We start from the raw sequence: 26,404 nt of genomic DNA on the forward strand, positions 1-26,404 counted from the left end.
CATTAAATTAAGCGTATGAAATTAGGCATCAATCAGCTCACCGCACCGCTCAAACTCCTTATTCTGATCCGCCCGGACGACAAAGAAACACTGAGCAGGGCAATGCAGCTCGCATCCTGCTGCTGGGGAGGGATATATATGCCCATATTTCCGTTATATCAAAATCTTCCCACTGATTATCGACGGGAATACCAGATTAACCTGTCCACCGAGGCTTATTATCAGAACCTGATCGCCAACTATGATCCAGATGCGATCCTCTTTGATCAGGACTTGGACCAGGAAACCATCCTGACTATATCCGGAAGCTTAAAAGTGATGACCGTGGAATCGCTTCTCGAGGGGATGCGCAACGGCAGAAATGAATATTCCATTGGCCTATACGAACTTGCGGTGTACCTCCGCGATCATGAATTCAAGTACACCAGAGCCGATGGTGCCAAATTTGCCCTTCCGGTCTTTAAAGAAAACTGTCTGCTGCTCGATGCAGTCTTCTGCAGAATCCCCGACGACGAACATCAACGTATTAAAAGGATTTTTACCGGAAATGATGCCCTTTGCGAGCCAGAACTGACCTGGGCCGCTGCAGTCGAGTACCGTAATCTGCTAAAGATGGATGTGCGTGAGAGCATCACTTACCAACTGATGCCCTATGGAAAAAGAGCAGATCAGCTTGGGGCAGCGATTTATCCGATGCGCCGTAATCGTTTGCGCGATGTCATGAACTATTGGAACCTGCGCGCCAGTGGATGGCAGGTGCTGCCCATTCCGATGGACCTCTTGGATGCGGATTATTTTCATAGAGCTGTTCAGCAGTTTACCAGTGAACGGCTGTCCAATTACGGATCGCAGAGTCCTTTTGCCATTACCCTGCTTGCCGCACAGGGAATTTCCCATCGACTGAGCAGAACTGCACTCGAAAAAACAATAGCTGTCTATCAGAATGGGCAAAATATGCCCCAGTATAGTTATCAGCACTGGTTCCCTCGCAACTGGTCCGGTTATGAGATTTTGAAGGCAGACCACATCAAGGCCATTATGTTTGTCCAGCATGCAGACTTTGAGCACCATGACAGCGAGGAAACCTACGCACGCATTCCCATCAGGACCGTTGGGCTGGAATGGGAAGGCAACGTATCCAGAGAGGCCTCCCATAAGGTAATCCTGCGCTGGAATTTATACGATGAACAGGGCGAGTATGCCGAATTGCTTTCCGGAATCGATCAAGATCAGTTTACCAGACTGGTCGGCTCTATGACCTTCCGGAATATGCGCCTTTCACCTGTAGGTATCCATCAGCCCCTGCGCAAGAGCGACCGAGATGTTACCCTGCTTCTGCCCAGGTCAGAACCCTTTTTTAGGGCTTATTTCTCCAAACTAAAGCACAAACTAAACGAAACTTCAAACAGTAAACTTGCCTCGGAAGTTCTGCGTAATATCGGTGGAATCCGGGGCGCTAAATTTTTTCTGCGCCCAGGTATTTTAAAGGTCATCGAACTTTTTGAAGGGGGTAGGATCATTGCCTACGCCACATTGATTGCAGCGATCAAGAAAAATGCTAGACTGGAAAATATGAGCGAAAAACGTTTTATCGCACAGCTTCTTGAACATAAGATCATAGAAATCGGAGCAGAGATCCAGTGTGCGGTCTGTAACCAGCATGGCTTTCATTTGCCTGCCCAGATGAACATCGAACTGACCTGTCCGATCTGCCGCAACCCATTTGCAATGCCCCAGTCAGACCCTTCCGGCATCGTTTGGGCTTACCGTGGCATCGGCCCTTTCACCAGAAACAATAAAGCGGACGGTGTGATGGCCGTCTTCGCCGTTCTGGGTCTGTTCACCGATGAGTTTTCTGGCATTGACTGCCAGCAATCCGCACTGATTGGCTTTGAGCTCAGTATGGCAGAAGGTGAAAATATCGAGAAAAAGGAAGTTGATCTGGGTATTTTGATCAATGACCAATATGACATGCTCACGCAGCCTGACCTTCTGCTGTGTGAGTGTAAAACCTACAAGCGTTTTGTACAGAAAGACATTGAGCGGATGATCACCTTGGGAGAATCCTTCCCTGGTGCTGTTCTTACCCTGGCTACGCTAAACGATACTCTGGATGAAATTGAGATCGAACTCGTCGGAAAACTTGTTGAGCATTTTCAGACCGGTAATCGCAATCGCCCCAGAAATCCGATACTTATTCTTACGGGAAAAGAGCTCCTTCCGGAACAGTATTTTGGTAATCTGGACCATTTTGAGCAGGATCTCAAGCCATATCACCGGCACAACGATTATCTGGGTGCGCTGTGCGAGCTGAGCGTGCGCAAAAACCTAAAGGTCGAAAACTGGTGGGACAGGGGAAACAGGCTTTGGAGAGAATCCATAGAGCGCCGTAAAATGGTAGGTCATATCCTGCAGGGCTTGCTTGACCGTCCCAGCCGTCTGCTCCTAGGTTCCGGGTTACCTCCAACACCACCAGTATAATCTTCAGCTCAACTCATGGAAAGCACACCGCCAGATGATATGGTTTAACTTTTGCATATTTTATTGTAAGTTTGAGCCACAAGCCAAATGAAGTATATATATCAGCGAAAAAAAGACTAGAGGCTCTGGAGCTTTCCGATAGGTTTGGGGATTCGTAAGCCCATAAACAGCTTTATTTTTGTAACAATCAAAAACTGGACTGCGAAGCTAAATATTTCCTTTCTCATCATTATTTAAGTTTGAAATGAATTGTCTTACAATATCATAAGTAGGGAATGGTCTCTGGGCTTTGTTAAATAAACGCGTTAATGCTACTTAAGGATCAGGATATTCCCTGAAATTCACCTCAAAACGTTTTGGAGAGACCAGGATCTGGAGATTTTGCTGATCTTCTATCGTCTGTCTCTCCAATTCCTGGTTCCATCCGCTGCAGTCAAAATAAACCAGGTCTTCAGAAAAAGCAGTAGGCCGTGTTCCCGATTCGATCGCAATGCCTACAACATGTGCCGCCTCAGGGTTCATTAATCGCACCACAAAAGTGGTAATGGTCAGAAAAGCCCTGCGGGTTTCGCGGTATTCATCATAATTGCGGTACAGCTTCGGGTCATAAGGGAACAACAGAACCACATAGAAAAGCGCATCATCATGGCCGGGCAAGACGCGCGTTCTTTTCAGGTGGCCAGGGGTGGTAAAGATCATTTCCAAAACACTTCCCGATAAGACCCTCCGGCTAAACCGGGTTTCCTGGCCCAGAAAACGGATGGCCTGTTCACCGTCGGAATAGCCACCCTCAGAAACATAATATTGGGTATCGTTAATGGTATGGATGCTGAACCGCTCGATCAGCTCATCCCAGAAATAGCTTTGCCGGTCTGCCTCCAATTGGGCCAGCCGCTGGGGATTGGCTACAAAGTCTGTCCAGATGCCCTGCTTAAAGGCATAACCTTCGTTTTTCGACTCAGGCAATACAAAGTCATGTTCGTTATCCGCGTTCAGGCATTTAAGAAAATGTGCCAGCATTTCCTCTTCACCCGGCGCATAGATCCGAAAATCGCTGCGGAGCAGTTTTTCCCTTTTATACAGGTAATCCCTAAAATCGGATATTGTATCCCGGGTCTGCAGCACGACATCCAGCGAAAAATCATCCAGTACATGTATAAAGGTCTGTGCAGGATTCAGATCGCCGACAACAAAGGGCTGATTGTGAGAAGCGATCCCCTTAAATTTATTATCAATAATCAGGCTTCCGCTGCCGTGAAAAGCCTGCTCGCAGGCTTCTGCCGAGCCATGGGCAACCAGAATCAGATGAAAACGGGTCTGCGCATTGATTTGGATCGGTACACGCAAAGACTTTTCACACCGGCTGTCCACATAAACCCTGTCCGGATCACGCCGGATCCACTTTTCCGCACCCCACAGCTGTTTGGCCGAAGCTGCAACGGCCCGTTTGAACCACCTGCTCCAGTCCAGTTTTCCGTCTCCCGTATCGGGATACTGGCAGAACTTGTCCGAAAAAATCATGATGTCATCTCCGCAGACCACCAATAAATCGCAGAGTTCGCTACCCGGCTGACGGAACACATTGGAAAAGCTCCATAAGGATAAAAAGGTACGCCTGCAAAGACTTGCCAGATACTTTTCAGAAGGATTTAGCCCAGAAGGCACTTGATCTGCCGTAAATACAATAAGGTGATGGTATACTCGCTATGGTCAGCAGTAACCATTTAAATCTTTCCCCAGTTCCAAAGTAAGCGTAATTGGAAAAAGGCCAATATAAATGTTTCCTTGAAACTAATGATGCTAGTTCCGATGGGCCTAACAACGCCATTTTGGAAAAATTAAGCTTTTGGGCCGATATCGTAACCCAGACGGGTATAGACGTCCTTTCCCTTCTTCATCCTGACAAAGGCAGCTTCCAACATCGGTATCTGTTGGTCTTCTGTTGCATCTAAGGCCTGGATCATCATCATCGTACCAATCCGGCCGTGCAGAAGAATAAAGTCCGGGTCAAGGACCAATGCCGATTCCCAGAACGCTATCACTTCCGGAATCCGCTCCAGATAAATGGCATTATGTTTTTCCGTTCCTTTTTCCATAAATTTATGTAGCTCACCCTTGAGGATTAAAGATAGGGCTGCAGGCGCAAAATCTCCGTTCAGGTGTTCAAGTATGGTTTGGTTGATTTCATTTGAAGCAGCATCCTGAATAACCCTAGTTAGTAATTCCTCAAAAAATGGCGTGAATGGAAATGCGTTCAAATCATTCGAATCATGCCCGGGGTGCACAAATTTTTCCAGTCCTTCCAAGACCTGCGATTCTTCCGACTCAACCATTGCATCCTGAAAAATTTCGGTATGTTGAGCGACAGCACTGACATATTTTCGGTTATAGGCTTCCCTAAACTCCTCATACCGGCTGTATGGAAAATATGGATTTAACTTAATTGCCTTAAACAAATGCCTGATCCCGGCCTGAAATTCGCGTTGGTTAATGTAGGTAGTGGCCCGGTACCTTTCCATATTGGCCAGCATATCTTTTTCCGCGAGTTTCAGGGCTTCAGTGTACTGACTGCCCAGCAGCAGCTTTATTTTTTCGAAAGCACGCTCGAAAATATCCTGACAATCGTCAATAATCCTATGGCACATTAAATAGTCTTCTTCTCTAGTAGCCATATCAAGAACACACTGACCCATCTGGGCCGAAAACACCTTGCTCACCTCTAAGATATACTCCTCAGTGACAGTCTGGTCTATAACCGAAACATTGAAATGGCTCCAGAATCCGGCCAGGTACTGGTCGTTCATAAAAACCGGATCATAAAGAACATCAAATTCAATCCGGCTACCGCCACTTTCCTTGCTGACAATCAGTACCGAAACATAAGCTTGCTGTCCCAGCTTAGTGCGAAAAAAGCTTTTTACCTCATCGATTGATTTTGAAATATAGAAAAGCTTGGGCAGACGCAACAGCCAAGGATATACAATACCTTTGGCAAAAGGCTCTTTTTTGGCAAGATACTGGAAAAATTTAAACTGTTTTTCACTGATCCTTGAACTCTCAAAATCAACGGTTAGGTAATCCCGCTCACTGATCATAATCGTTTCCACAATCGCGAAGTTGACCGAAACGGTGCTATAAGGGAGCCGCATCTCTTTTTGATAGCATAAATAAGTTGCCGGTAATGCAGTTAGCAGGTAGATGGCGATAACTCCTAGCATCAGCCGTTCATTGTCCTGGGTAATGTCGACAGTGAGGTAGGCCAGGCCAAAGACCAATACATAAAGTGGAATGCTCCAGTAAGAATAAACCCGGACGGCTTTGAAGGAATAACCAATCCATTCGGCGATGCCCCTGAAAATGGTCCTCGAAAAAAATAACTCTAGAATATCTTTCATGTTTGAGATGCGTTTATAAATCTGATGCGATATTACTGAAAAAGCAATGGAACATCAATAATTTCTTAAATTGCGACCTGAAATAACGCAATCATATGATCACTGAACTCTTCGGCCACAACCTCTTTTCCCTTTCCAAGACACTCATTAAAGCCTGGGTAGAAAAGGACCCACTTTCAAAAAAGCTATTTATTTATGGACTAATTGCACTCATCGGCGGACTGTTCATTTTGCTGCTTACCGAAACACACTTGATCGAAAACAACCTCCTCTCTACTGTAGGTTATGTGCTGATAGGCGCATTTGTGCTGTGTTATCTATCGATCATCGCCTATCAGACTTTTAAAGACGAGCAGACAGCAGAAAAAGAAATCAAAACCAAAGAGGCAGAACTCAGGGCCAATCCCGAGGATACCCAGACCGCCTGGGACCTGGCCAGAATTAAGCTCGAGTCCTATCTTAACCGTAACATCAGTCAGGTCAGGTGGATCTTTATCTGGACGGTGATTGTTATGCTGACCGGATTTGGCCTAATTATTTACGGCATTATCCGAGTATACGAATCGCCCGCTAATTTCCAGCCGTCGGTGCTGGTCACCATAGCTGGTTTACTGACCGAATTCGTGGGGGTAACTTTTCTGATCATCTACAAATCCACCATGTCCCAGGCCAAGGATTATGTCAATGTCCTCGAGCGCATAAATGCGGTTGGGATGTCCATCCAGATCCTGGAAACCGTTGATAAAAGCTCGGCACTGCTCAAGGATACCACTAAAGCTGAACTGGCGAAGGAACTGCTCAAGTTATATGGCAGGGGCACCGGCGGCTAGCTGATAGCTGAATTTTTAAAATCGTTGATTACTGGAAAAACCACAACCTATTGACCCCTCTTCACCAAAAGCAAATTATTGATTACTTTCTGATAACCAGTTTGTTTCGGGGCCAATTAAATTGGTGAAACGGGGTCAATTAAATTGGTTTATCCACCATATCTCCCAATACAACCGTTATCATCATATTAAACCTTAATGTTATGAACTCATTTATTAAATCTGGAAGTATTAACGAATTGAAGAATAGGGTGCCAAAAACATTGGCAACAGTATCTTGTTTGGCACGCGATCCTTTCGTTACACATTGCTATCACAGCGGATGTAGATTTTTGAATAGCTATCCTATAAACTATTTTGAGCGAAGGAGCGAAAGGATTAATAGGAGGAGAGATTTTACATACTTTAAGCTAACAAAATCGGGATGGCTTTTGCCTGTTAATCCATATCATGAGGAAACACCTGAAAGAAATAGTTTTGAATTATTCAGGCAGACCTGGGGAGAGATCAAGTTTGTTGGCAATATACCTTTAAAGAGAGATACATACCATAGAGACGAAATATCATTTAAGTACATTTCTGTTTTAAAACATTGGATCGATCCCGATAAGGATTTAGATGCTTTAGAAATTACAAAATACGAAGACATAGATGAGGTAGCGTATTATAATGGGCCAATTTAACCTTTTAATTGGGAGTTTCACTTGAACTGTGTTACTTTCTAAATTAATACTTCTCAGAAGCTGTTTTTTTTCTGAAGAATTTTATCTGGGTATTTCAGCAGAAGTGATTACTCAATCCGCGTTTAAGCTGACAAAAGAAACACCAAAATTTGGGAAGAACCACTATTGCCGAAATATCCACCTACAAAACCAATATTGGATTTTCATTCTTTTGCAAGAATTTTTGAAAAGCGGCCTATTTCGATTAATTCGTCCACAAAATGGTTGAAATTTCGGACTGCCATTGACCTTTTTTATCTATATTAATACCGTTCTTTGACAAGATTTCTATCGCTTTTTTCTGGTTTGATACCCTTTCTCTTAATCTGACTATTTCTCATCTACATATCGTATAAATGAGCAATATCAAATTTTGTAAATTGCGCTTTTGACAGCTTGTCTAGTGAGTTGCTAAAAATGCTTCTTGACTAAACTTGGGGCATGTGTCTAAAGTCGTTTAAATTTTTTTATCCACCCTTTTAGTACATTTAGGCGAGATTTGTCGGCTGTCAGTTGAAGGCTTTGGCTTATACAACCGACAAAATAATTACGTAACCAATTATACTTGGCATAGAATTTCTGATCGCTATAAAGATTCTTTTTAATATTACTATATACAGCACTGATGATCGGGCTTATTTTGGTATCCTCTTCCTTCAAAGCATAGGCGTAAATCAATAAATATTGCATCGTTGTCTATGTCTGTATATGAGTTATGTCGAAATATGTAGTTCGAATGTGAATTGAACTGTTCACTTTTATTCAAAGTTTCCAATAAACTTGTTCTATCCATTTCAAGATGAGAAATGATAGATGGGTCAATAATCACTCTGGGAAAAATAGCCTCGCTTTCCAACTGATAAGCCCTTAAATACCCTTTACCAACAATCACGTTGTGACTATCATCAAAAAAACTTCACCATAAGATACTGCTCCACGTATAAGAATGTTTTTGAAAAGCAATTTACGTTGGATTTTACGTACAGCCCTGATCAATCTTTTAAGACCATTTAAGTCATCAGGGGTTATCATAATTATGGAATCACTAATGTTAAGTGGTTGTACTTTTTGATTGGTAGCCTTCATTTCTCCCAATATCTCTGTTATGGTATGAAAATATTGCTCAAGTTGCGAATGTTGACTTTTATATACTAAGTCACTAAAGCCAAGTACATCAATAAAAGCTACGTATTGCTTCGGAAGTGGGTTGGGAAGTGTAAATTTTGTATTCTCCATTCAGACAGCGTTTAGGTTTCAAATTCAATATACATTTTTTTAACTACTCCCCAATAGTTTGATAAGCGAGTGAACACTGATACGGTGGATTGATTCTCGTTTCTGTCTTAATCAGAAATGACTAGAAAAAAACAGAATAGAATAAATCATCAAAGAATTTCTATTTTTGTTAACCTACACGGATTTTATGAACGAAGTTACTGAAACAACACCTGTATATTTTTCTTCAATCAAACTAAGAAACATTAAGTGTTTCGGAGAGGAACAAATTTTGGATCTGAAAGACCAGAATGGAAATCTCTCTCAGTGGACTTTAATTTTAGGTAATAACGGCCTTGGCAAAACGACGCTACTCAAATGTATTGTCTGGTCTACTCCCGTAGAAGAAACAGATCTTCTGCGAAGGGCTAAAGCTGGGTTAAATGAGGATGATAAGCGCTTAACAATTAAACCAGCCTTAGATGGGCTCGAAGATGATAGTCAGTATGAGAAGATGGTTCGTTTGGGGCAAAACGTAATCGGTGAGGTTTCTGCTGAACTTAGTGTAGGTACACCATTCGGTGAAAAACCAGACGATAATTCACTGTTGTCATTTTCAGAAGTGATAGAAAACCGGAATGGTGAACTTCATACTGTGGAACCCGTATTAATGGCCGTAAATAAGTTTTATGCCCCAAATATTTATGCATACAATGCAAGCAGGCACATGGAGCTTAAAAATGCCGATGCTTCGGCACTGAATGACCCTACTTATAATCTCTTTTCTGATTCTGGTGAACTCTTTGATGCCACTGAACAGCTTTTGTCTCAGGATCACGCTGCCCTCCAAGAACGGGGTATAGGGAAGGAGACCGAGCTCCTAAAGCAGATTAAGGAATTACTCGTGAAATTACTTCCAGGGTTGAAGAGCACGGACGATATCTTAATCTCAGCCAAACAAAAAGAGGTAAGGCTTAGAACAGATGATGGAGAAGTACCGTTGAATAGCCTGAGCCTAGGATATAAGACTATGGTGGCATGGACAGTGGATCTTGCGCTTAAAATGCTGGCGCGCAATCCGAGGAGCGATGATCCGCTTCGTGAACCTGCAGTCGTTATTATTGACGAAATTGATCTTCACCTTCACCCAACTTGGCAGAGGATCGTTCAGCAAACTTTAACTGACACTTTTCCAAACACCCAATTCATATGTACCGCCCATAGTCCTTTCATGGCGCAATCATCCGAAAATGAAAATCTTTGTGTGCTCGAGCGTAAGGGTAAGGAGGTGCATATCGACAATACGCCATTCATCGTTAAAGGATGGCGTATTGGCCAGATCATTACCAGTGATCTTTTTGGTGTGGATAGCGAACGAAGTCCAGAATTTGAGGCTTTGATTGATGAACGCAGACTGCTGCTTGACAAGGATGTGAAAACAAACGGGGACAGTTTGCGGATCAAAGAGTTGGATCAGCTGCTCGCTGAGATGCCAATGGCGGAGAAGCATGATGATCAGGCACTTTTGGATCAGCTTCGAAAAACTGCTGAATTTTTAAAGACGGAAGGTAAACTAAAATGATCGCAATAGATAAGGGAGCATCTCCAATGCAGTTGGCCGCTGTGTCTTTAGCAAAACAGCAGGAGTTTGCCTTGCTGTATGATGCCAGTAAATTAGGGTATGACGACGGAAGCCTGAAATTTGATATAGGAAACCAATACGCCAGTGCGGAAGTTAGAGCTGCATTAAAAGTTCGACAGTACAATAAATGTTGTTTTAGTGAGGCGAAGTTTTGTGGAGATTATCCAAATGTAGAACATTTCAGGCCGAAGAAGCGAGTGGACTCTGAAGGTAAGACTAGTGTATTCCCAGGGTATTACTGGCTAGCTTACCAATGGGATAACCTTTTTTATTGCAAGGTGCTGATAAACTGCAGCTATAAGCGTAATTTCTTTCCTTTAATGGAAGGCTCAGATAGGAAACTTAATCATCACGGACAGGAAATCGAGCATCCGGTGCTTATCGATCCATCAATAGAAAATCCAAGAGACCATATTCATTTCCATCTTGATGAACCAATCGGCATCACTCAGAGAGGTAAAGAAAATATTAAATTACTTGGTCTGCGTGATAGTAGTTTTGAAGAATCCAGAAGAAGCCTGCTGATCGTATTAAAAACGTACAAAGAGCTGGTAGAAGGGTTTTTGGCTAATGGATATTCCGCTGACCATAACATGGTAAAGCCACTTATGGACCGGCTGATAGATTCAATGAAGCCTTCTGCGGAATTTAGTTCGATGGCAATAGATTTCTTGACAGGGTGGCACCCGCTGGAGTTAATCCAGGCTCAAGGTGAAAATCCTTGATAAGAAGGAATTCTTGATGAATCACTTCAGTTCGCCATAACATGAAATCACGGGTAGCCGGATCTTGATGATGCTTTTGAGCTTCACTATACCAATCACTAATTGCTTTAAAAACAAAAAGGCCATGAAGCACGCCTCGTATTGGCCTGTTCTCCATGCGCCACGGTGAATAGTATTGTCTCCCATTATCGCTTACAAGTGGGATTTCTTTTTCAATAAGGCTTAGCATCAGGTGCATTGATTCATGGAGAATCGATTCGGCGAGCCTTACGGTATCAATTTCGGATTTTTTTTTTCCAACCGAAACAAAAACTGTAAAAGGAATATCCGGATGGCTATAACTGGTATCGTATTCAGGTGCATACTGTTCAAGTAACTGCACAGCCTTTACGATATTTTTCACAGAAGAACCACAATGATTTGCAAAGTTCAACATATCTAATGCCTCATTAATCTGCTTTCCGCAGTCCAGTTTTTCATATTGTTCTATTGCAAGCATGGAGAGATCATTCTTAAGATAAAAGTCACCAAGATATTCAACATCGGGGAGCTCGATGGGCAGGGAAGACGAATTTACAAATTGCACTGGTGTGGGAATTCTTTTTTTTAAATAGACTTCCCGTGTGTTGTATACATTAGACATGTAGTTCTTGCACTGCAGTCTTTCATTATGCGCTTCAGCCAGTAGGCGAATGAATTTCAACTTCCATACAGGATTGGGGTTGCTGATGTATGCCTGGGTTTGCCCCTCTGGTAACAGCTTCATATCTGGTTATAAGTATAAACCAAGGTGAAACGTTTGAAATTATGTACCGTTGAAACTGCATGATAAGAATTAGAGGAAATTTCAAATGCTATACCAGAATTGTGAACAGGAGAAATCACCGTTGCAACATCCTGCGGATCTTTCGAACCGAAAAGCATTAAATAACCTCCGTTTTCCGATTTCCAATTTTCATTGAGCTGTATCACCAACCTGTGGCTTTCTTGTTTTCCAAGGAAATCATTGTGAACCCCCATCTTGTAACCATCCACTAACAGATGTGCCGTAATCCCCACGAGTTCGAGATCAGTTGTAAGGAATTCATTTTTCAGCTTTTTTGCAATGCGGTCAGTAAAGTACTTATTATTAAGTATTGCTAATTCTTTAGGCATATTGAGGTCCATCAAGCTGAACTCATGCTGGGTATAGAAATCTGTCTCTGTCAGTTGCCACTCATCAGTAGTTTTTAGCCATTCCAATGTTTTTTCTGCCAGATCAGCCTCCATAATACACTCACTGATAAAGTGAGGAAAAGGAAGAACGGTCAAAGAAAGGTTGTCAATTGGTAATGGTTCATAAGGTCGCATAGGCTAATTTTTTTTTAATTACTTGGCGCATGTGGTCAATCAGATAAAACTGATCAGAACAATAAATTGAGGGGTTGTCAAAACCATTTTCCTTACCCCACCGATGCAACATCATGCCGCCACCGCACAGAGAAAGGTTTGCGCAATTGATGCAAGCTTCATTCACCGGGCGTTGCATTTTTTTATATTCCTGAAATTCGCCCGTTACTATAAAATCCAGGATCGAGGTATCTCTAATATTTAACTGTTGTGAAAATTTGTCCGCCCCATTGAATGTGCTTTTTAATGTATCATTCTTCATTATGGTTCCGTCAGTATCAATGATTAAAATTCCAAAGTCAGTCAATCCCATCCCTTCCTTACTCACCATTCCGCCCAAAAGCACCTTAAGCATATCATCAATTACTCGGATTGGTACAGGGTCAGCATCATCCAGATAAACATCCAGCAGATTACTCATCCATTCGCCATATTCAATTGAAGTAGCCGAAAGTTTTCCTGAAGGCAATCGGTCGTGATTGCCATCCTTATACAGAAAGTCCACACTAGGCGCATCGATTTCTTTAAAAAAGCTGTATACCTCTCTCGCATCCGAACTGGGGTCAATGACAGCCAACAGACCTGCATTCAGGAATTTATTGTCTTTATGGGCCTTGAGCAAACTGATCCCCTTCATGACTGAATGAAAAGTTCCCATGCCTTTATGGTCCAGTCTGAGTTTGTCGTGTGTTTTTTCCGGACCGTCTATGCTCACCGCGACACTGGTTTGAAAAGCGGAACAAATGTCCAACAACTCTGTAGTGATGAGCACCCCATTCGTTTGAATGCTGATTGGGTAGCTGGCAGGTAAAACAGTGCGCAACCGTTCTAGCAGATGGGCTAGACGCCTGCTTCCAAGTAAAAGCGGTTCTCCGCCGTGTAAGACTATACTGAATTTCGCCTGTTGTCTGGATGCAAGAACACCAAGTGAACAAATTAGGGAATCAATGGTCTCATTTGAGATGAGTTTAGATTGCTTAGACCAGTTATCATCCCCCATATGGTACACATAGCAATAACTGCAATTAATATTGCATCTGCTGGCGACCTTTATTAGTATGGTGTCAATCTGACTTGAAGTATAAGCATTAACGTCCACGGTTGTGACGGTTATGGGTTCTGTTATAGGCGTGCAAGTGATTCTCCCTGTCAAAATCTATCTCTGCAATAAGCCTTTTTAAAACCTCATTGTCAATTTTGGAAGCATCAACCGCCACTGGGATAATTTCGATTGGAGTTACTGGAGCACTTGAGCTGCGTTCGATTGGTTTCATATGCTATGATTTGGTCATAAAATTAGATATAAAAAAATAGAAAACATACAGATAATAAATAACTATTTGATAATCAATAAATTATTTTGATTAAAAACTACGCATTATCTGCTTGCAAACAAACAAAATAATATATAAATTACTGTTAATCAGTTTATTAATTTGTTTATTGCTTGTGTGTTATTTTTTAAAATAAAAATTGTAGAATGTTTACATCCATCGTCAACCGATCTTTAAATGCGTACTCATTGCTCGATATATCACGCTTTGTGAACCTTAGAGATCATAGTTTTGGATAAACTCAAGTTAAATTAGACAACGATTGGCTAATTAAAATTAATGTCGTCGGAACTAAAGAAATAATAAATCTTTATCTTCGTGTATCTAATCATTTGTACTCTATACATGAATGAACACCAGCGAGAGGATATTCTCAGGCGATCCATAATACCAGAACATAAATACGTTTATATTTTAGGCAATACCGCTAAGCGCGTGACTTTTCATGCCCAGCAACATCGTGCTTTCAATCTAATCTGTGCTTTGATTGAATCTGGACGTTTAAAGCCCGGCGCCAGAATTGGTGTCGTAGGAGGCGGGCTTGCGGGTATGACCGCCGCACTTGCAGCTAAGATCAGAGGTTTTGAGGTTACCTTGTATGAACGTGGTCAAGTACTTATGCCAATGTGGAGCGGAAATGACACGCGGTATGTCCATCCACAGATTTATGACTGGCCTAAGAAAGGCAGTAATATCGAACTCACTAATCTTCCGGTTCTAAATTGGTATGCTCAATCTGCGCAAGCAATCTCTAGGCAAATCATGAATGAATGGAAGCAATACGGCTCTGGAATCCAGGTATGCCTGTCCACGGAGGTCGTTGAATTAACTGACCGCGACGAGTTTTGTATGGTGCGCGTTAACCCACATGAATTAAAAGACCACGAATGCGTGATCTTAGCCACTGGTTTTGGTATTGAAAAAACCGAAGGGATTCTTAATGCACAAACGTACTGGAAAAATGATTCGCTTCATCAGTCCGATAGCGGTAAGGTAAAGAAATACCTCATTTCAGGATGTGGTGATGGCGGTCTGATCGACGCTCTCCGCCTGTCCCTTCTGAATTTTAATCATCGGGAGCACTCTGAGGAATTTCTGAACCATCCAACATTTGATGGTGTCCGTCAGGCAATCCTTGATGCTGAGGATGGTCTTAGTGTTATGCCGGGCCAGCAGGCAAGCGAGGAGCTTAACAGACGGTATTCCACAATCCCTTTTCCGGATGAACTATATGATTTTTTGGGCTCCAAGTTACGCAATGATACCGAGGTCAATCTCAATGGAAAAAACGCGAGTCCAATGAGTCGGGATGCATCTGTTCACAACAGGGTTTTGGTTTTTCTGCTGACTAAACTAAAAAAGATTAACTATTTGGCCGGAAAAGCTGGTCCTTATGAACCAGATTCCGGTCAGTTCAAAGTGACCATTGCCATGCAGAATGGTAACACCATGCATGTAATTGTGGACAAAGTTATTATCAGACACGGTCCGGAACAAATTCTCCAGCCTCTATTAGGCCCCAATTGTACGATTCCTACTTCACCACTTCCAGATATCAGTTGCGACAAACTGTGGCCAGAGGAGTATTATAATGGAATCGAAGTGCCCACCACAAATCAAAAAAAATATATGGCAGATAATATCGGATCATTACAATCACGTATAAAATATGATTTTAGCGTGGGTATTGGGGTGACTGAACAGGATGGAAAGTCACATTATGTACTCAAAATTCCAGACTCAAAGCCATTAAATTATTTGGCGGATATAATTGAGCACAAAGGCTTTCCAGTAATTTTCCAACGCGTTCCCGAGCTAATCAGCGCGCAGTATGGAACGCTTCGTCAACAAGATAATTGGAAACCCAGGTTTGAAATGGGTGCTCCAATTGCCAATAAAATCGAAGCTGAAATGAGCAGGAATTATTATGGTTCTTTGGGTGCTTTTGTAATCAATGCCTATGGACAGTTATGTGTGCTTTCCAGTTCTCATGCCGTAAGTTCACAGCACTACTCGAATAGTAATGAGGTCGTTTTACTCTATGACAGGAATTCTATCCGCTATACAAAATTTCAATCGCTGGGCAAACTTACACATGCTACACACCTAAACTACAATTATGGTGATTTCAGCGAGCCCAATAAAATGGATGCAGGCCTGGTCGTTGTTGATGACCAATTGAGTAAAACAATTTCATATGAGCGAATCAACGCTCTAGACGCTGAGAAAATTGCGGTTCACCAGGAGGTTGAAAAAATTGGTGCAGGATCGGGTATTACCAAAGGAATTGTTTCCGCCGTGTCCTGCCGAATCCAGGTAAAGTTCAATGATGGATATGCGGTATTCAAGACGTATTTGAAATCAGAGGACTCAATGGCCGGTTTTCCGGAAGCGGCGATTCGGGCGCTTTAGTCTTAACCACGGATGGTAGGCCAATGGGGATTATTTTTGCGGGAAATGAACAGGTATCCTATGCATGCCCTATAATGCCAATACTTGAGCAATTTAACTGTACCGTTGTTATGCCGAGGCATTAATCTAATAAAATAAAGCTCTTTTAAGTTAAAAAAATATGGATATCAAAAAAATAGATGACCTGTTAAAATACCTTTCAGCATACACCCAAATTATTATTGGGGAATATACGAACGAAAAAGAGAAGAGTATTGTCCTTGAAGCTGAACAGCTGAAACTTATTTACAAAAGCAAAGAAAACACCTATCACTTGGATAGATTAGGTAAAGAAGTTGTAGATACACGTTTATCATGGGCGACATATCAGGCAGAAAAAGAGAGTGAAAAATATAGTTTCAGTGAGGCGATCAGATTCGGTGTACAAGCGGAAATAAACAAGCAGACTATAAAAAAGACTGGTAGACGTTCTGGTTTTCAATCTTTTGATCAGAGCCACAAACACAAAAGGTTTCCAGAGGAATCTAAGGTATTGCCGCATGCGCCCGACTTATCTACCTGGCAAAAAATTGCTAATTTCCAGGACAGCCCACAATTAAATCAGCGAATAGCATTTTGGGCTGGTATCCTAACCATTATCAGCGCCATCATTGCCATCGTGGTGTTATTCACTTCTTAAAACCTGCAAATCAAAGATGAGTCTTCTTTGATTAAAACAGAGATTTATTTTAAGCTGGATAAACCAGAGTACGTTGACCCCGCCTCACCAGAAATAAATTTGCTGTAAGGTTTTGCTTGTCTGTATTTTAGAGAATTGGCGGAAACGCGTCAACTGAATTGGTTTATGCAATGAACAATCATTTTCGAAGATCATAGAAATTTTGCTACAGCAGAAACATGAGCAAGAATTCTCTGTTTTAAATAAACACCTGCAAATTTTAATCAAGAAATCAGCTGCGGCACCGGCTGTAATTCCGGTCAGGCACTATCATAATTTTGACTTCAGTTCAAAACCATATTTCACCGGTTTGGCAATTATAACAATTACCTTCATTTTTTCAATTGGTTTTTCTTTCTATATGTTTTCTCAAAACCAGAATATATCAAATGAGGCTGATAAGTTTAAGGTGATAAGAGGTAATGAACCTGGCTTGGCTTTAGCAATTGACTCACTATACCTTATTGACAGCGATAATCTTATGAACCAAGCTGAGAAGCAAATTTTAGCGCAAAAGCGGGCAATATTAGCCACCGAAAAAGAACAGAGTGCCAAGTCTGTCTATGAGAAAGCTAAAGCTGAGACTAAAGCGTTAAAGCAAAATAATTTGAAGAAGAAAAAATAGTTTCTTAGCTGACTAGCTTTTTTGTCTGGCGAATCTACTAACTTAAGCTCTGCTAACCACACATAAAATTTCTTCTAATTTGATAATCAGAAAAACGGCAATTTTAACATCTAAGTCCTGTTAACGAGAACGAAAATTATTATTCCCTTGTAATTATTTGTCTGTTTCTTATCCTGGCTTTTTAGTGCTATGATTAATAATCTAAATAATTGAGATGGTCAGCACAGATACCGATTGATGTTTGTCCATAAATCCCTTAACAATTTGTCAAGAAAAATCAATCGAATTTTAAGGTCGTAGTTTATTTCTTTCACTAATCAACCACGTTGCTTCGAACAGACAAATCAGGTTTTCGTAAATAGGAATAATTTGCTCTTTGGATAGACTTTCCTCCATGTATTTATGACTTAAAGCATCATACAGCCAGTTTCTCAAGATAGAATTGTAATGGCGCAGCTTATTAGTTTTAAAAAACTTTTTAATTACGGTAGCAGGATTTATGATTTCATCTACTTCCAGGTGGCTTGGGTAATCCCGTAATTGTTTTCTCTCATTTTTTATACACCATTCTTTAATTACATTATTTTCATCGTTCTCAATATCGAGCTTTCCAATTGTTTTTTTTCGAATTAACCAGGCAGCTTCAATAAGCTTCATGGTAAGTTCATGGTCATATAATCTGTCTGACGGGCTACCTTTGATCGGATGACTTGATTCAAATGAAACATCGTTTCGCCAATCCTTTAACATTTCCAGCTGTTGCGGCAACCAGGCAGCATCAAAGAAAGCTGTTATGGGTTTCATTGGCATCTCTATTTCGTCAGCATCAAGGAAGTTAATCCGGTTCTTACGTTTTTGTTTTATCTTAGTTTTCATAATGATGTCTTTTATTGTGGTTCTATCATCAAAGTCATTGTTCATAAGCTTTTCCATCAGGAATAGTTGATTTACTCAAGACTATTTAAGAAGATTTATCTAATGAAATTGAAAATTATTGATTTCGTGGTAATAAATAAAAAATCGTTTAGGCAATATTTATGTGATCGGAGATTCAGGCATATGAGCAATATTGCTGAAATAAATTTCATTTTCATGATTTTCTTGTCTTTCAAATTCTGCTATCTTTTCCTCGCACAGACTTCTTGTCAATTTTTCAAAAGCGTAAGCTTTAGATAGAATTTTATCAGCATCATCTTGTTCTACTTTAAATTGATCGTTATAGCGGGCCTGAGAATAACTTTTTAGCAAAATTTCGAATAGTCTGCGATCTTCAGCGGTTGAATTAAACATTTCGTAGGGTAATGATGAAAAGCTGGAACATAAATCAAGTTGGCGTCCTAAATGATGAATATCCGACCGATAGGATAGATGAACTCTAATTAATGCTATCGTACATTGTTCGATCACCTGATGCGCCATGAAGAGGCAGACTACAAAATGTTCATTACTATAACAGTCTGCCGCGCCTTCCAGGAAACCAGAAGATAGTTTAATTCTATGGGCATAATGTTTAGTTGCTTTTTCAAAATCTTTAGATAGGTCAAAAATAATTTTTTTGGCTGTGTTGAAAATCCCGTCAACGCTATACAATTGCTGTGAATCGTTTAAAACGGAAATGAAAAAACGGTTGTTTTTTGATATGCATTCCTGAATGGTTTCCAGACCATGAGATAATATTGTGGTTTTTCCAGGGTAAAATCTGGTATTGCAAAAATCCTGCACTTCATGTTCATTTCTTGTCTTACTTTCCATAACCATTAAAAGAAAGTGATGATGTTCAGTTGCATTATAGTTCGAACCGAAACATCCAGATTTACTAACAGTTTTGGTGAGCCTGCAAAAACAGTAAATGTACATCGGCCTGAATTTTTCGACCAATGATTTTACGAGGTTCATGATGCAGTCTGTTCGATTGTGAGGTGTAGGTTGATTTGTTTTCATAACTATATGGCTTTTAAGTTATCTCGAATTTGCAAATCAATTCAGGCGTACCGAACCACAAGTGGGTTGTTAAATACGAAAAACAAGTTGTTTTTAACGGTCAAAAAAAATAGGTATATTTGGGTATGGAAACACCTGAAAAAAACACTCGAATGCATTTAGGACGTAAGATTTCTCGTATCCGTGAATTACGTGGCATGAAGCAAGAAGCGCTTGCCAATGAATTGGGTATTAGCCAGCAAGCAATTAGTAAACTTGAACAGAGTGAAGATATTGAAGATTCGACCTTAGACAAAGTTGCCCAAGCTTTAGGAGTAACTGCTGAGGCAATAAAGAATTATTCTGATGAAGCAGTTATTAATAACATTCAAAATAACTATGATAGCTCAGTTGTAAATTCTGGACCTACGGTTAATAACAACTGTACCTTCAATCCGCTTGATAAACTGTTAGAAGCGTTAGAAGGCAATAAGCAACTTTATGAAAGATTGTTAGCAAGTGAAAGAGAAAAGATCGACATTTTAAAAAAGTCTTAGATCCTCGTTTAAATATTAAAATGCAAAAGAGCTTATCACAAATTGTGATGAGCTCTTTTGCATTTTTTGGCACATACTGTTGACCTTTGAAAACTATTGGTCTTTTACAAATCATCTGGTTTGAAGCCTATTCGCTTCCTTATTGGTTTCGGTAATTCTGGCTTATTCAATAATTCATCAAGATATTTAAATACGATCTCCATATTCTTATCCTGATTATCCAACTTTTTTTTAATCTTTTCGACTTCGAGTTTGATTTCCATATTATCATGTAATATGTTTCTGACCCTGGTGAAAATTCGTATAATTTGAATATTCATTTGTACCGCTCTTGGACTTGATAATACGCTCGAAAGCATTGAGACGCCTTGCTCTGTGAAGGCCATGGGAAGGTATTTTAAATTAGTCCCAGATTCCAAGGTGCCAGATTGGCACCTTGCATTATAATACTCGTCAGCCGTGATTTCGAACATAAAATCATCAGGGAAACGTTCAATATTTCTCCTTACCTGCCTTTTAAGCTGTTTATTTTCCACGCCATAAAGGTTAGCAAGATCTGAATCAATCATTACCTTGTAACCTCTAATGAGATAAATCTGGTTAAGGACCAATTCATCAGTAATTATGTGATTATCCATCTGAATTTTTCTTATTTAATTTTTGCAATAATTTTTCTCTCAGCCTGGCCATATCAGCACCAACCTTAATGTCCACAACTTTGGCATATTGTTGGGTAGTTCTGATGTTGGTATGGCCAAGCATTTGGGATACGCTTTCAATTGGAACCCCGTTTAACAGCGTTACAGTTGTTGCGAAGGTATGGCGGGCAATATGTGTTGTTAGTTTTTTATTTATCCCGCATATGGCCGCTATTTCGTGCAGATACTCATTCATTTTCTGGTTGCTATGAACCGGCAGTAGCATATTCCCATCGCACATAGGATGGTCAGCGTATTTATCTAATAGCACTTGCGCTTGTGGGAGAATCGGTATTGCAGAACGGGTATTGGTTTTTTGCCTTACCTTGACTATCCACTGCTCACCATCGATACCTTTATTGATGTGATTTTTTCTTAAATTTTTGACGTCTGTATATGCCAGACCAGTATAGCAGCAAAATAAAAATACATCGCGAACTGTGCCAAGTCTTTCAGAGGAGAATTCCTTTTCAGTAATTTTCTGAAGTTCGTCCTCGTCAATGAAGAATCTGTCTGTCTTCTTTGTTTTGCCTTTATATCCGATGAAAGGATTATTTTCAATTAGTTTATTGTGGTGACTAATGTTGATGATCTTACCGACACTTTTCAATACTTTAACAGTATAATTGTTCGAGCACTTTTTTACCGATCGGATGTAAAAATCAAAATCACTTATAAATTTCTGATCTACCTTCTTTAAATCAAGATCTTCCAGTTTGTATTTTCTTTGAATGAATTCTTGAACATGTTTTCTAAGGACTAGAAAACGTTTGAGCGTACCAAGCGCATAATCTTTTCCGACCAGTGCTCTCATTTCATCATTGTGTTCATCGATAACGTCAAGGATGGACAACATATTAATCTCCTTGCCCTGGAATTTTGCTTTGATTGACGCAATTGAAATTTCTTCATTTGCATTTAACAGCGACTTGTATGCATCGTAGACCTTTCGTTGCAGCTGGTCTAACTGAAAATTCAGAGTCGTTGATTCTTCTTTTTTACCACTGGCTCTACCGGAAAACGAGTTCCACAGGCTAGGATGACAGGAACGTGCAGTAGAAATCTCTGCCCGTTTACCGTTGAGTGTGAGTCGGATGTAAATCGGTGCTACATCACCTTCATAGTTTTTTTGTCTTTTCAAATAGAAAAGAACACTAAAATTGGTTTTCATAATGATAACATTAAGAGTGAAACAAAATTAGGATTGCAGTAAGACCTTTACAAGATGTGCGGGAGGTGAACGGCTTGTAATTCAATTCGTTAAGCCGTCTGGTGAGTAAATTTAAAATTTAGCTCAACTCACCAGATTACTCACCAGACTATGCCAAAACACGCCTAAACGATGCATAAAATGACATTTTCGTAAAAAACTAAAAGCCTGCAAATGTTTGATTTGCAGGCTTTTAGCGTTTTTTGACATTGATTTTGTGATCCCGCTGGGATTCGAACCCAGGACCACTACATTAAAAGTGTAATGCTCTACCAGCTGAGCTACGGAATCAATTTAAAGTTTACGTTTAACCGTTTCCTTTAAAGTGGTGCAAATATAGGGTTCTTAGGTATTTCCTGCAAATAAAATATCTACAAATATTCTATAGTATTGATTTATAGAAAGATTAAATGCTTTTAGGGTAAATTGGTGGTGGTATCAACGTTTTTAGGTTGTATGTCAATTGTCTGATTAGTGTTTTAAATGTTGGCCAATGCATGGCAATAACTAAAAGCTCGTGACAAACAAGTTGCTCATTTCTTAACCCTTCGGTGCAGATTAGTTAACCCTTTGTTAACCCATTCATTACCCATTGTTAACCCTTTGTTAACCCATTCATTACCCATTGTTAACCCCTTGCTTACCTAAAAGGTTAACAAATGGTTAGTAAACGGTATATAAGTAGTAGAAGAACATTGATTTATGCTGCTTGTTGGTACAACCAAAGTGCTAAAGAGTAAGATTAATTTTTTAGACTGAATTTTCTCTTAAATCAATGTTTTGATCTACAATTTGTCTATTTAAAATCTATTAGTTTGTGTTTCGTGTTTAAATTTTAGTGAGTTATACTAAAGCTTAACTCATTATTTTTTTTGTTTCCAGAAATTTGTTTTTTTATACGCTCGTAAGTTTTGTTTGTTCGTTTTAATATTTATTAATGCCATTAGTAAAATTACACAAACGTTTGATGTAAAATATTATAAAATTATTGCTTAGTTTGGCAAAATCAACCAAAACCAAGCAAATCTTTATGTCAAATACTATCAACCAAGTTCAAAATAAGGGACCAAAGCCACTTATTGTTATTTGTGCGCTCTTTTTTATTTTCGGTTTTGTTACCTGGGCAAATGGAACGCTTATTCCATTCTTCAAATTGTCTTTTGGTTTATCCGATATACAAGCCTTCCTGGTAACATTTGCTTCATACATGGCCTATTTCTTTTTAGCCTTGCCATCATCATGGATATTAAAGAAGGTTGGTTTCAAAAATGGTATTATACTGGGCTTATTTATTCTCGCATTGGGTTCACTGCTATTTATTCCGGCAGCAAAAAGCAGAACATTTGGACTTTTCTTAACCGGAATTTTTGTGCAGGGTGCTGCATTGGCTCTGTTGCAAACGGCATCCAATCCGTATTTAACCATAATTGGTCCGATAGAGAGTGCGGCAAAAAGAATCAGTATTGCGGGTATCTGCAATAAATTTGCAGGTATAATTGTACCGTTTATCATGGGCACATTGTTTCTTAAAAATGCTTCAGCTATCGAGAAAAAGATTGAAGCTGCCACGGGTTTAGCTAAGGAGCAATTATTAAATGATCTTTTAGGCAGGGTTAATACGCCTTACTTCGTCCTGGCTATTGTTTTTTCAATATTTGCAGCAATTATCAGATTTACCAATCTACCGGAAATTCAGGTTGAGGAAGATGTTGTAGATGAAGAAGCAGGCAAAGTTGTTCAACATAAAAGCATTTTTCAGTTTCCGCATTTGTTTTTAGGTGCGTTTTGTATTTTCGTTTATGTTGCAGCAGAGGTTATGGCTGGAGATATTATTGGTGTTTATGGTAAAGCTCTGCGCATAAGCGCCGACATCAGTAAATATTTTACATCGCTAACCTTGGGTAGTATGTTGGTTGGCTATATCGTTGGCATAATTGCCATACCGAAATATATTTCACAACAAGCTGCATTGCGGATATGTGCAATTTTAGGTTTAGTATTTACCTTTGTTGCATACTTAACTTCAGGTTACGCTTCTGTTATCTTTATTGCCTTATTGGGTTTAGCAAATTCTTTAATGTGGCCGGCGATATTTCCATTAGGCATTAGTCATTTGGGTAAATTTACCAAAACTGGTTCGGCGATAATGGTTATGGGTATTGCCGGCGGTGCAATCTGGCCGTTGTTGTATGCTTTTATTAAGGATGAGTTGGGATTAGATTTTCAACTTGCGTATTTCGTAACGGTTCTGCCTTGCTACCTATATATTTTATACTTTGCTGTAAAAGGGCATAAAGTTGGATTGAATATTAAGTAGATTTTTGTACAGGCTTAAAATGAAATGTGTTGTTCGTGTTTCGTTTTTCGTTTTTCGTTTTCCGTTTTTCGTTGTTTGTCTTTCGTTGTTCGTTTTTCGCCTTTCGTTTTCCATTGTTTGTTTAGGAATTGATTATTACATTTTGAAATAGATTGCTTGGTACCTCGCAATGACGTGTGATGAGCTATTGACATTTGGAATCTCTTTCTTATACAAGTTATTTTCGCTTATTTTGCCTGCGTAACAATCTGAGGCTTTTGGAAAGCCATTAAATTAATTCCCAATGAATAAAGCTATTTTTTTAGACCGTGATGGTGTTTTAAACCATGAAATATACGATTATATCTGCCGTGTCGAAGATTTCAAAATCCTTGATTATCAAATCCCTGTATTAAAGAAGTTTTTTGATGAAGGTTATTTATTGATTGTAATTACAAATCAGGGTGGTATTGCACTAAAGAGATATTCTGAGCAGGAATTGGCCATTATGCATCAAATGCTTAGAAATGCTTTCGTTGCCAAAGGTGCAGATATTGCTGGTTTTTATTACTGTCCACACCACCCAACTGTTGGCGGCGAATGTAAATGTCGTAAACCTAAGTCGGGAATGATTTTAGACGCAATTGATATGTATGATATCGATCCGTCTTTATCGGTAATGATTGGCGATAAACCACGCGATGTTGAAGCTGCAAACGGAGCAGGAGTGAAGGGGATTTTAATCGAGCCGGATGAACAGATTAACTACGATAAAGTAAAGGAAGTTCTTGCCATGTAAGATGGACTATGCGAGATGGAAAAGGGTAGATGGGAAATAGAAAATAGATAATCGGCATAAAAAAAGTCCTAAGTTTCGAATCAATGTGGTTCTTTTCTTAGGACTTTTTCTTGAAAGTACGCTTTCTGCTTTGAGCTTTTAGCTTTTGACTTTATACTTATTTACCCGCCGCTTTAGCGTGGTCTGCTAAGAATGTTGCTAAGCCGCTATCTGTTAATGGATGTTTTAATAAACCAACAATTGCTGCCAATGGAGCAGTGATAACATCAGCGCCTAATTTAGCGCAGTTTACGATGTGCAATGGTCCGCGGATTGAAGCTGCTAAAATTTGAGTTTCGTATCCGTAGTTGTCAAAAATGGTTCTGATGTCTTCGATTAAAACCAATCCATCGCTAGAAATATCATCTAAGCGGCCTAAGAAGGGCGAAACGTAGGTTGCACCAGCCTTAGCGGCTAATAATGCTTGTCCGGCAGAGAAAATTAAAGTACAATTGGTTTTGATTCCTTTTGATGTGAAATATTTAATTGCTTTAACGCCATCTTTAATCATTGGCACTTTAACAACAATTTTCGGATTAAGCGCTGCTAAAGCTTCACCTTCTTTAACGATTTCATCGTAAGTAGTGGAGATAACTTCTGCACTCACGTTGTCATCAACGATATCACAAATAGCCTTATAATGGTTAATTACGTTTTGATCGCCAGTAATACCTTCCTTAGCCATTAAGCTTGGGTTAGTTGTTACGCCGTCTAAAATGCCTAAATCCTGAGCTTCTTTAATCTGGTCAAGATTTGCTGTGTCGATAAAAAATTTCATGGTTATAAATTCTAAATATTTGAGTTTTTATTGGATTAAACCCTGAAGAATTTAATTAACCCCTTCAGAGTTAACTCCGAACTTTTTCGGAGGGATTAAGGGAAAAGAAAAAATGGGCAAGCAACTTCTATCGCACCGCTACAACCTTCTACCCTTGCTATGTTCCCATCCTGGGGGAGTTCAAAGGGAGCTGGTCGTAAAAGACTTGCCCGGCACAAAGGTAGAAAAAGATGTGGTTTCGCAAAACCCATTTTCCAATTTTTTTAATCTATATGGCTATCATGCTGATTAGTAATTTAATAATTTTGTTTTTTTGATTTGAAGGTGTGGTAATCGTTGTTCGTTGCTCGTTTTCGTTGATTGAAGTAGTAGGTTTTTCGTTGCTCGTTTTCGTTGATTGAAGTAGTAGGTTGTTCGTTGCTCGTTTTTCGTTGATTGTGTTATGCGAAATATGATTTCTGCCATGGTTGAGAAAATCATCCAATAGTATTCTTTATTAGGCTTTCTACTTTAGTTGTTTTGCTTGGCCACGTTTTCTTATTTTGAATATTAAAAGAGCTGGCAATAGGACTTGATATGTTTATTTATAAATAGAGAATTTATATATGAAATTCTTATT

General features: G+C 39.9%; 23 protein-coding genes, 1 tRNA gene and 1 other RNA gene. 11 read left to right on the top strand and 14 right to left on the bottom strand.

What is annotated here, in order from left to right; genetic code table 11:
• The first annotated feature begins 15 nt into the window (after positions 1-15).
• Positions 16-2,481 carry an RING finger protein gene (locus tag QWY86_RS03230; protein WP_290238701.1) on the top strand — a complete coding sequence of 822 codons (2,466 nt, stop codon included), beginning with the start codon at positions 16-18 and terminating at the stop codon, positions 2,479-2,481.
• 315 nt (positions 2,482-2,796) lie between these two features.
• Here QWY86_RS03230 and QWY86_RS03235 read toward each other — a convergent pair whose 3' ends face one another.
• A complete protein-coding gene (locus tag QWY86_RS03235; protein WP_290238703.1) occupies positions 2,797-4,062 on the bottom strand; it encodes a hypothetical protein in 1,266 nt (421 codons plus the stop codon).
• Between the two features lie 257 nt (positions 4,063-4,319).
• On the bottom strand, positions 4,320-5,876 hold the full coding sequence (locus tag QWY86_RS03240) for a hypothetical protein (protein ID WP_290238705.1): 1,557 nt from the start codon (positions 5,874-5,876) through the stop codon (positions 4,320-4,322).
• A gap of 95 nt (positions 5,877-5,971) precedes the next feature.
• Between QWY86_RS03240 and QWY86_RS03245 the strand changes: the two genes are divergently transcribed.
• Positions 5,972-6,706 carry a TRADD-N-associated membrane domain-containing protein gene (locus tag QWY86_RS03245; RefSeq protein WP_290238707.1) on the top strand — a complete coding sequence of 245 codons (735 nt, stop codon included), beginning with the start codon at positions 5,972-5,974 and terminating at the stop codon, positions 6,704-6,706.
• 203 nt (positions 6,707-6,909) lie between these two features.
• Positions 6,910-7,389, top strand: coding sequence for a hypothetical protein (locus tag QWY86_RS03250; protein WP_290238709.1), 480 nt, complete (start codon positions 6,910-6,912; stop codon positions 7,387-7,389).
• Positions 7,390-8,316: 927 nt separating this feature from the next.
• On the opposite strand, the gene QWY86_RS03255 is transcribed toward QWY86_RS03250, so the two are convergent.
• Entirely contained in the window at positions 8,317-8,664 is a 348-nt protein-coding gene (locus QWY86_RS03255; protein ID WP_290238711.1) for a hypothetical protein, read from the bottom strand.
• 187 nt (positions 8,665-8,851) lie between these two features.
• Here QWY86_RS03255 and QWY86_RS03260 point away from each other — a divergent pair, with 187 nt between their 5' ends.
• A complete protein-coding gene (locus tag QWY86_RS03260; protein WP_290238713.1) occupies positions 8,852-10,225 on the top strand; it encodes an AAA family ATPase in 1,374 nt (457 codons plus the stop codon).
• A complete protein-coding gene (locus tag QWY86_RS03265) occupies positions 10,222-11,010 on the top strand; it encodes a hypothetical protein (protein WP_290238715.1) in 789 nt (262 codons plus the stop codon). Before QWY86_RS03260 ends, QWY86_RS03265 begins: the two co-directional genes overlap by 4 nt.
• Here the strand turns inward: QWY86_RS03265 and QWY86_RS03270 are convergent.
• From QWY86_RS03270 to yhhA, 4 genes are read right to left on the bottom strand one after another with little or no spacing between them, the layout of a single operon-like run.
• A complete protein-coding gene (locus tag QWY86_RS03270; RefSeq protein ID WP_290238718.1) occupies positions 10,934-11,776 on the bottom strand; it encodes an aKG-HExxH-type peptide beta-hydroxylase in 843 nt (280 codons plus the stop codon). The two genes, QWY86_RS03265 and QWY86_RS03270, sit on opposite strands and share 77 nt — an antisense overlap.
• Positions 11,773-12,360, bottom strand: coding sequence for a cyclophane-containing peptide 2OG-Fe(II) oxygenase YhhC (yhhC, locus tag QWY86_RS03275; RefSeq protein ID WP_290238720.1), 588 nt, complete (start codon positions 12,358-12,360; stop codon positions 11,773-11,775). The genes QWY86_RS03270 and yhhC overlap by 4 nt, the downstream gene beginning before the upstream one ends.
• Positions 12,347-13,498, bottom strand: a complete 1,152-nt coding sequence (yhhB, locus tag QWY86_RS03280) for a cyclophane-forming radical SAM/SPASM peptide maturase YhhB (protein WP_290238721.1) — start codon at positions 13,496-13,498, stop codon at positions 12,347-12,349. The genes yhhC and yhhB overlap by 14 nt, the downstream gene beginning before the upstream one ends.
• Positions 13,488-13,673, bottom strand: a complete 186-nt coding sequence (yhhA, locus tag QWY86_RS03285) for a YhhA family cyclophane-containing RiPP (RefSeq protein ID WP_290238723.1) — start codon at positions 13,671-13,673, stop codon at positions 13,488-13,490. The genes yhhB and yhhA overlap by 11 nt, the downstream gene beginning before the upstream one ends.
• A gap of 405 nt (positions 13,674-14,078) precedes the next feature.
• Between yhhA and QWY86_RS03290 the strand changes: the two genes are divergently transcribed.
• The 3 genes from QWY86_RS03290 to QWY86_RS03300 all read left to right on the top strand — a co-directional run bounded on the left by QWY86_RS03290 (position 14,079) and on the right by QWY86_RS03300 (position 17,488).
• A complete protein-coding gene (locus QWY86_RS03290) occupies positions 14,079-16,145 on the top strand; it encodes an FAD-dependent oxidoreductase (protein ID WP_290238725.1) in 2,067 nt (688 codons plus the stop codon).
• A gap of 160 nt (positions 16,146-16,305) precedes the next feature.
• Positions 16,306-16,824, top strand: a complete 519-nt coding sequence (locus QWY86_RS03295; RefSeq protein WP_290238727.1) for a hypothetical protein — start codon at positions 16,306-16,308, stop codon at positions 16,822-16,824.
• A gap of 349 nt (positions 16,825-17,173) precedes the next feature.
• Positions 17,174-17,488, top strand: a complete 315-nt coding sequence (locus tag QWY86_RS03300; protein ID WP_290238729.1) for a hypothetical protein — start codon at positions 17,174-17,176, stop codon at positions 17,486-17,488.
• A 288-nt stretch (positions 17,489-17,776) separates the two neighbouring features.
• On the opposite strand, the gene QWY86_RS03305 is transcribed toward QWY86_RS03300, so the two are convergent.
• Positions 17,777-18,421, bottom strand: coding sequence for a hypothetical protein (locus QWY86_RS03305; RefSeq protein ID WP_290238730.1), 645 nt, complete (start codon positions 18,419-18,421; stop codon positions 17,777-17,779).
• A gap of 102 nt (positions 18,422-18,523) precedes the next feature.
• Complete coding sequence (locus QWY86_RS03310) at positions 18,524-19,240, bottom strand: HEPN domain-containing protein (RefSeq protein WP_290238731.1); 717 nt, start codon at positions 19,238-19,240, stop codon at positions 18,524-18,526.
• 314 nt (positions 19,241-19,554) lie between these two features.
• On the opposite strand from QWY86_RS03310, the gene QWY86_RS03315 reads away from it, so the two are divergent.
• A complete protein-coding gene (locus tag QWY86_RS03315; RefSeq protein WP_290238732.1) occupies positions 19,555-19,965 on the top strand; it encodes a helix-turn-helix domain-containing protein in 411 nt (136 codons plus the stop codon).
• A gap of 104 nt (positions 19,966-20,069) precedes the next feature.
• Here the strand turns inward: QWY86_RS03315 and QWY86_RS03320 are convergent, their stop codons facing one another.
• The 3 genes from QWY86_RS03320 to QWY86_RS03330 form a co-directional block, all read right to left on the bottom strand.
• Positions 20,070-20,603, bottom strand: coding sequence for an ORF6N domain-containing protein (locus QWY86_RS03320; protein WP_290238733.1), 534 nt, complete (start codon positions 20,601-20,603; stop codon positions 20,070-20,072).
• Positions 20,596-21,834, bottom strand: a complete 1,239-nt coding sequence (locus QWY86_RS03325; RefSeq protein WP_290238735.1) for a site-specific integrase — start codon at positions 21,832-21,834, stop codon at positions 20,596-20,598. Before QWY86_RS03325 ends, QWY86_RS03320 begins: the two co-directional genes overlap by 8 nt.
• A 257-nt stretch (positions 21,835-22,091) precedes the next feature.
• A tRNA-Lys gene (locus QWY86_RS03330) sits at positions 22,092-22,164 on the bottom strand.
• A 739-nt stretch (positions 22,165-22,903) separates the two neighbouring features.
• Here QWY86_RS03330 and QWY86_RS03335 point away from each other — a divergent pair.
• Together QWY86_RS03335 and QWY86_RS03340 are read left to right on the top strand one after the other, a co-directional pair.
• A complete protein-coding gene (locus QWY86_RS03335; protein ID WP_290238737.1) occupies positions 22,904-24,190 on the top strand; it encodes a sugar MFS transporter in 1,287 nt (428 codons plus the stop codon).
• Between the two features lie 283 nt (positions 24,191-24,473).
• Complete coding sequence (locus QWY86_RS03340; RefSeq protein WP_290238739.1) at positions 24,474-24,968, top strand: D-glycero-alpha-D-manno-heptose-1,7-bisphosphate 7-phosphatase; 495 nt, start codon at positions 24,474-24,476, stop codon at positions 24,966-24,968.
• 157 nt (positions 24,969-25,125) lie between these two features.
• On the opposite strand, the gene fsa is transcribed toward QWY86_RS03340, so the two are convergent.
• Both fsa and ffs read right to left on the bottom strand, forming a co-directional pair.
• Positions 25,126-25,785, bottom strand: a complete 660-nt coding sequence (gene fsa, locus QWY86_RS03345; RefSeq protein WP_290238740.1) for a fructose-6-phosphate aldolase — start codon at positions 25,783-25,785, stop codon at positions 25,126-25,128.
• Positions 25,786-25,896: 111 nt separating this feature from the next.
• Positions 25,897-25,996: signal recognition particle sRNA small type (ffs, locus tag QWY86_RS03350), an RNA gene on the bottom strand.
• Positions 25,997-26,404: the final 408 nt, after the last annotated feature.

It is taken from the genome of Pedobacter aquatilis (assembly GCF_030409415.1).
Taxonomy (GTDB): Bacteria; Bacteroidota; Bacteroidia; order Sphingobacteriales; family Sphingobacteriaceae; genus Pedobacter; species Pedobacter aquatilis.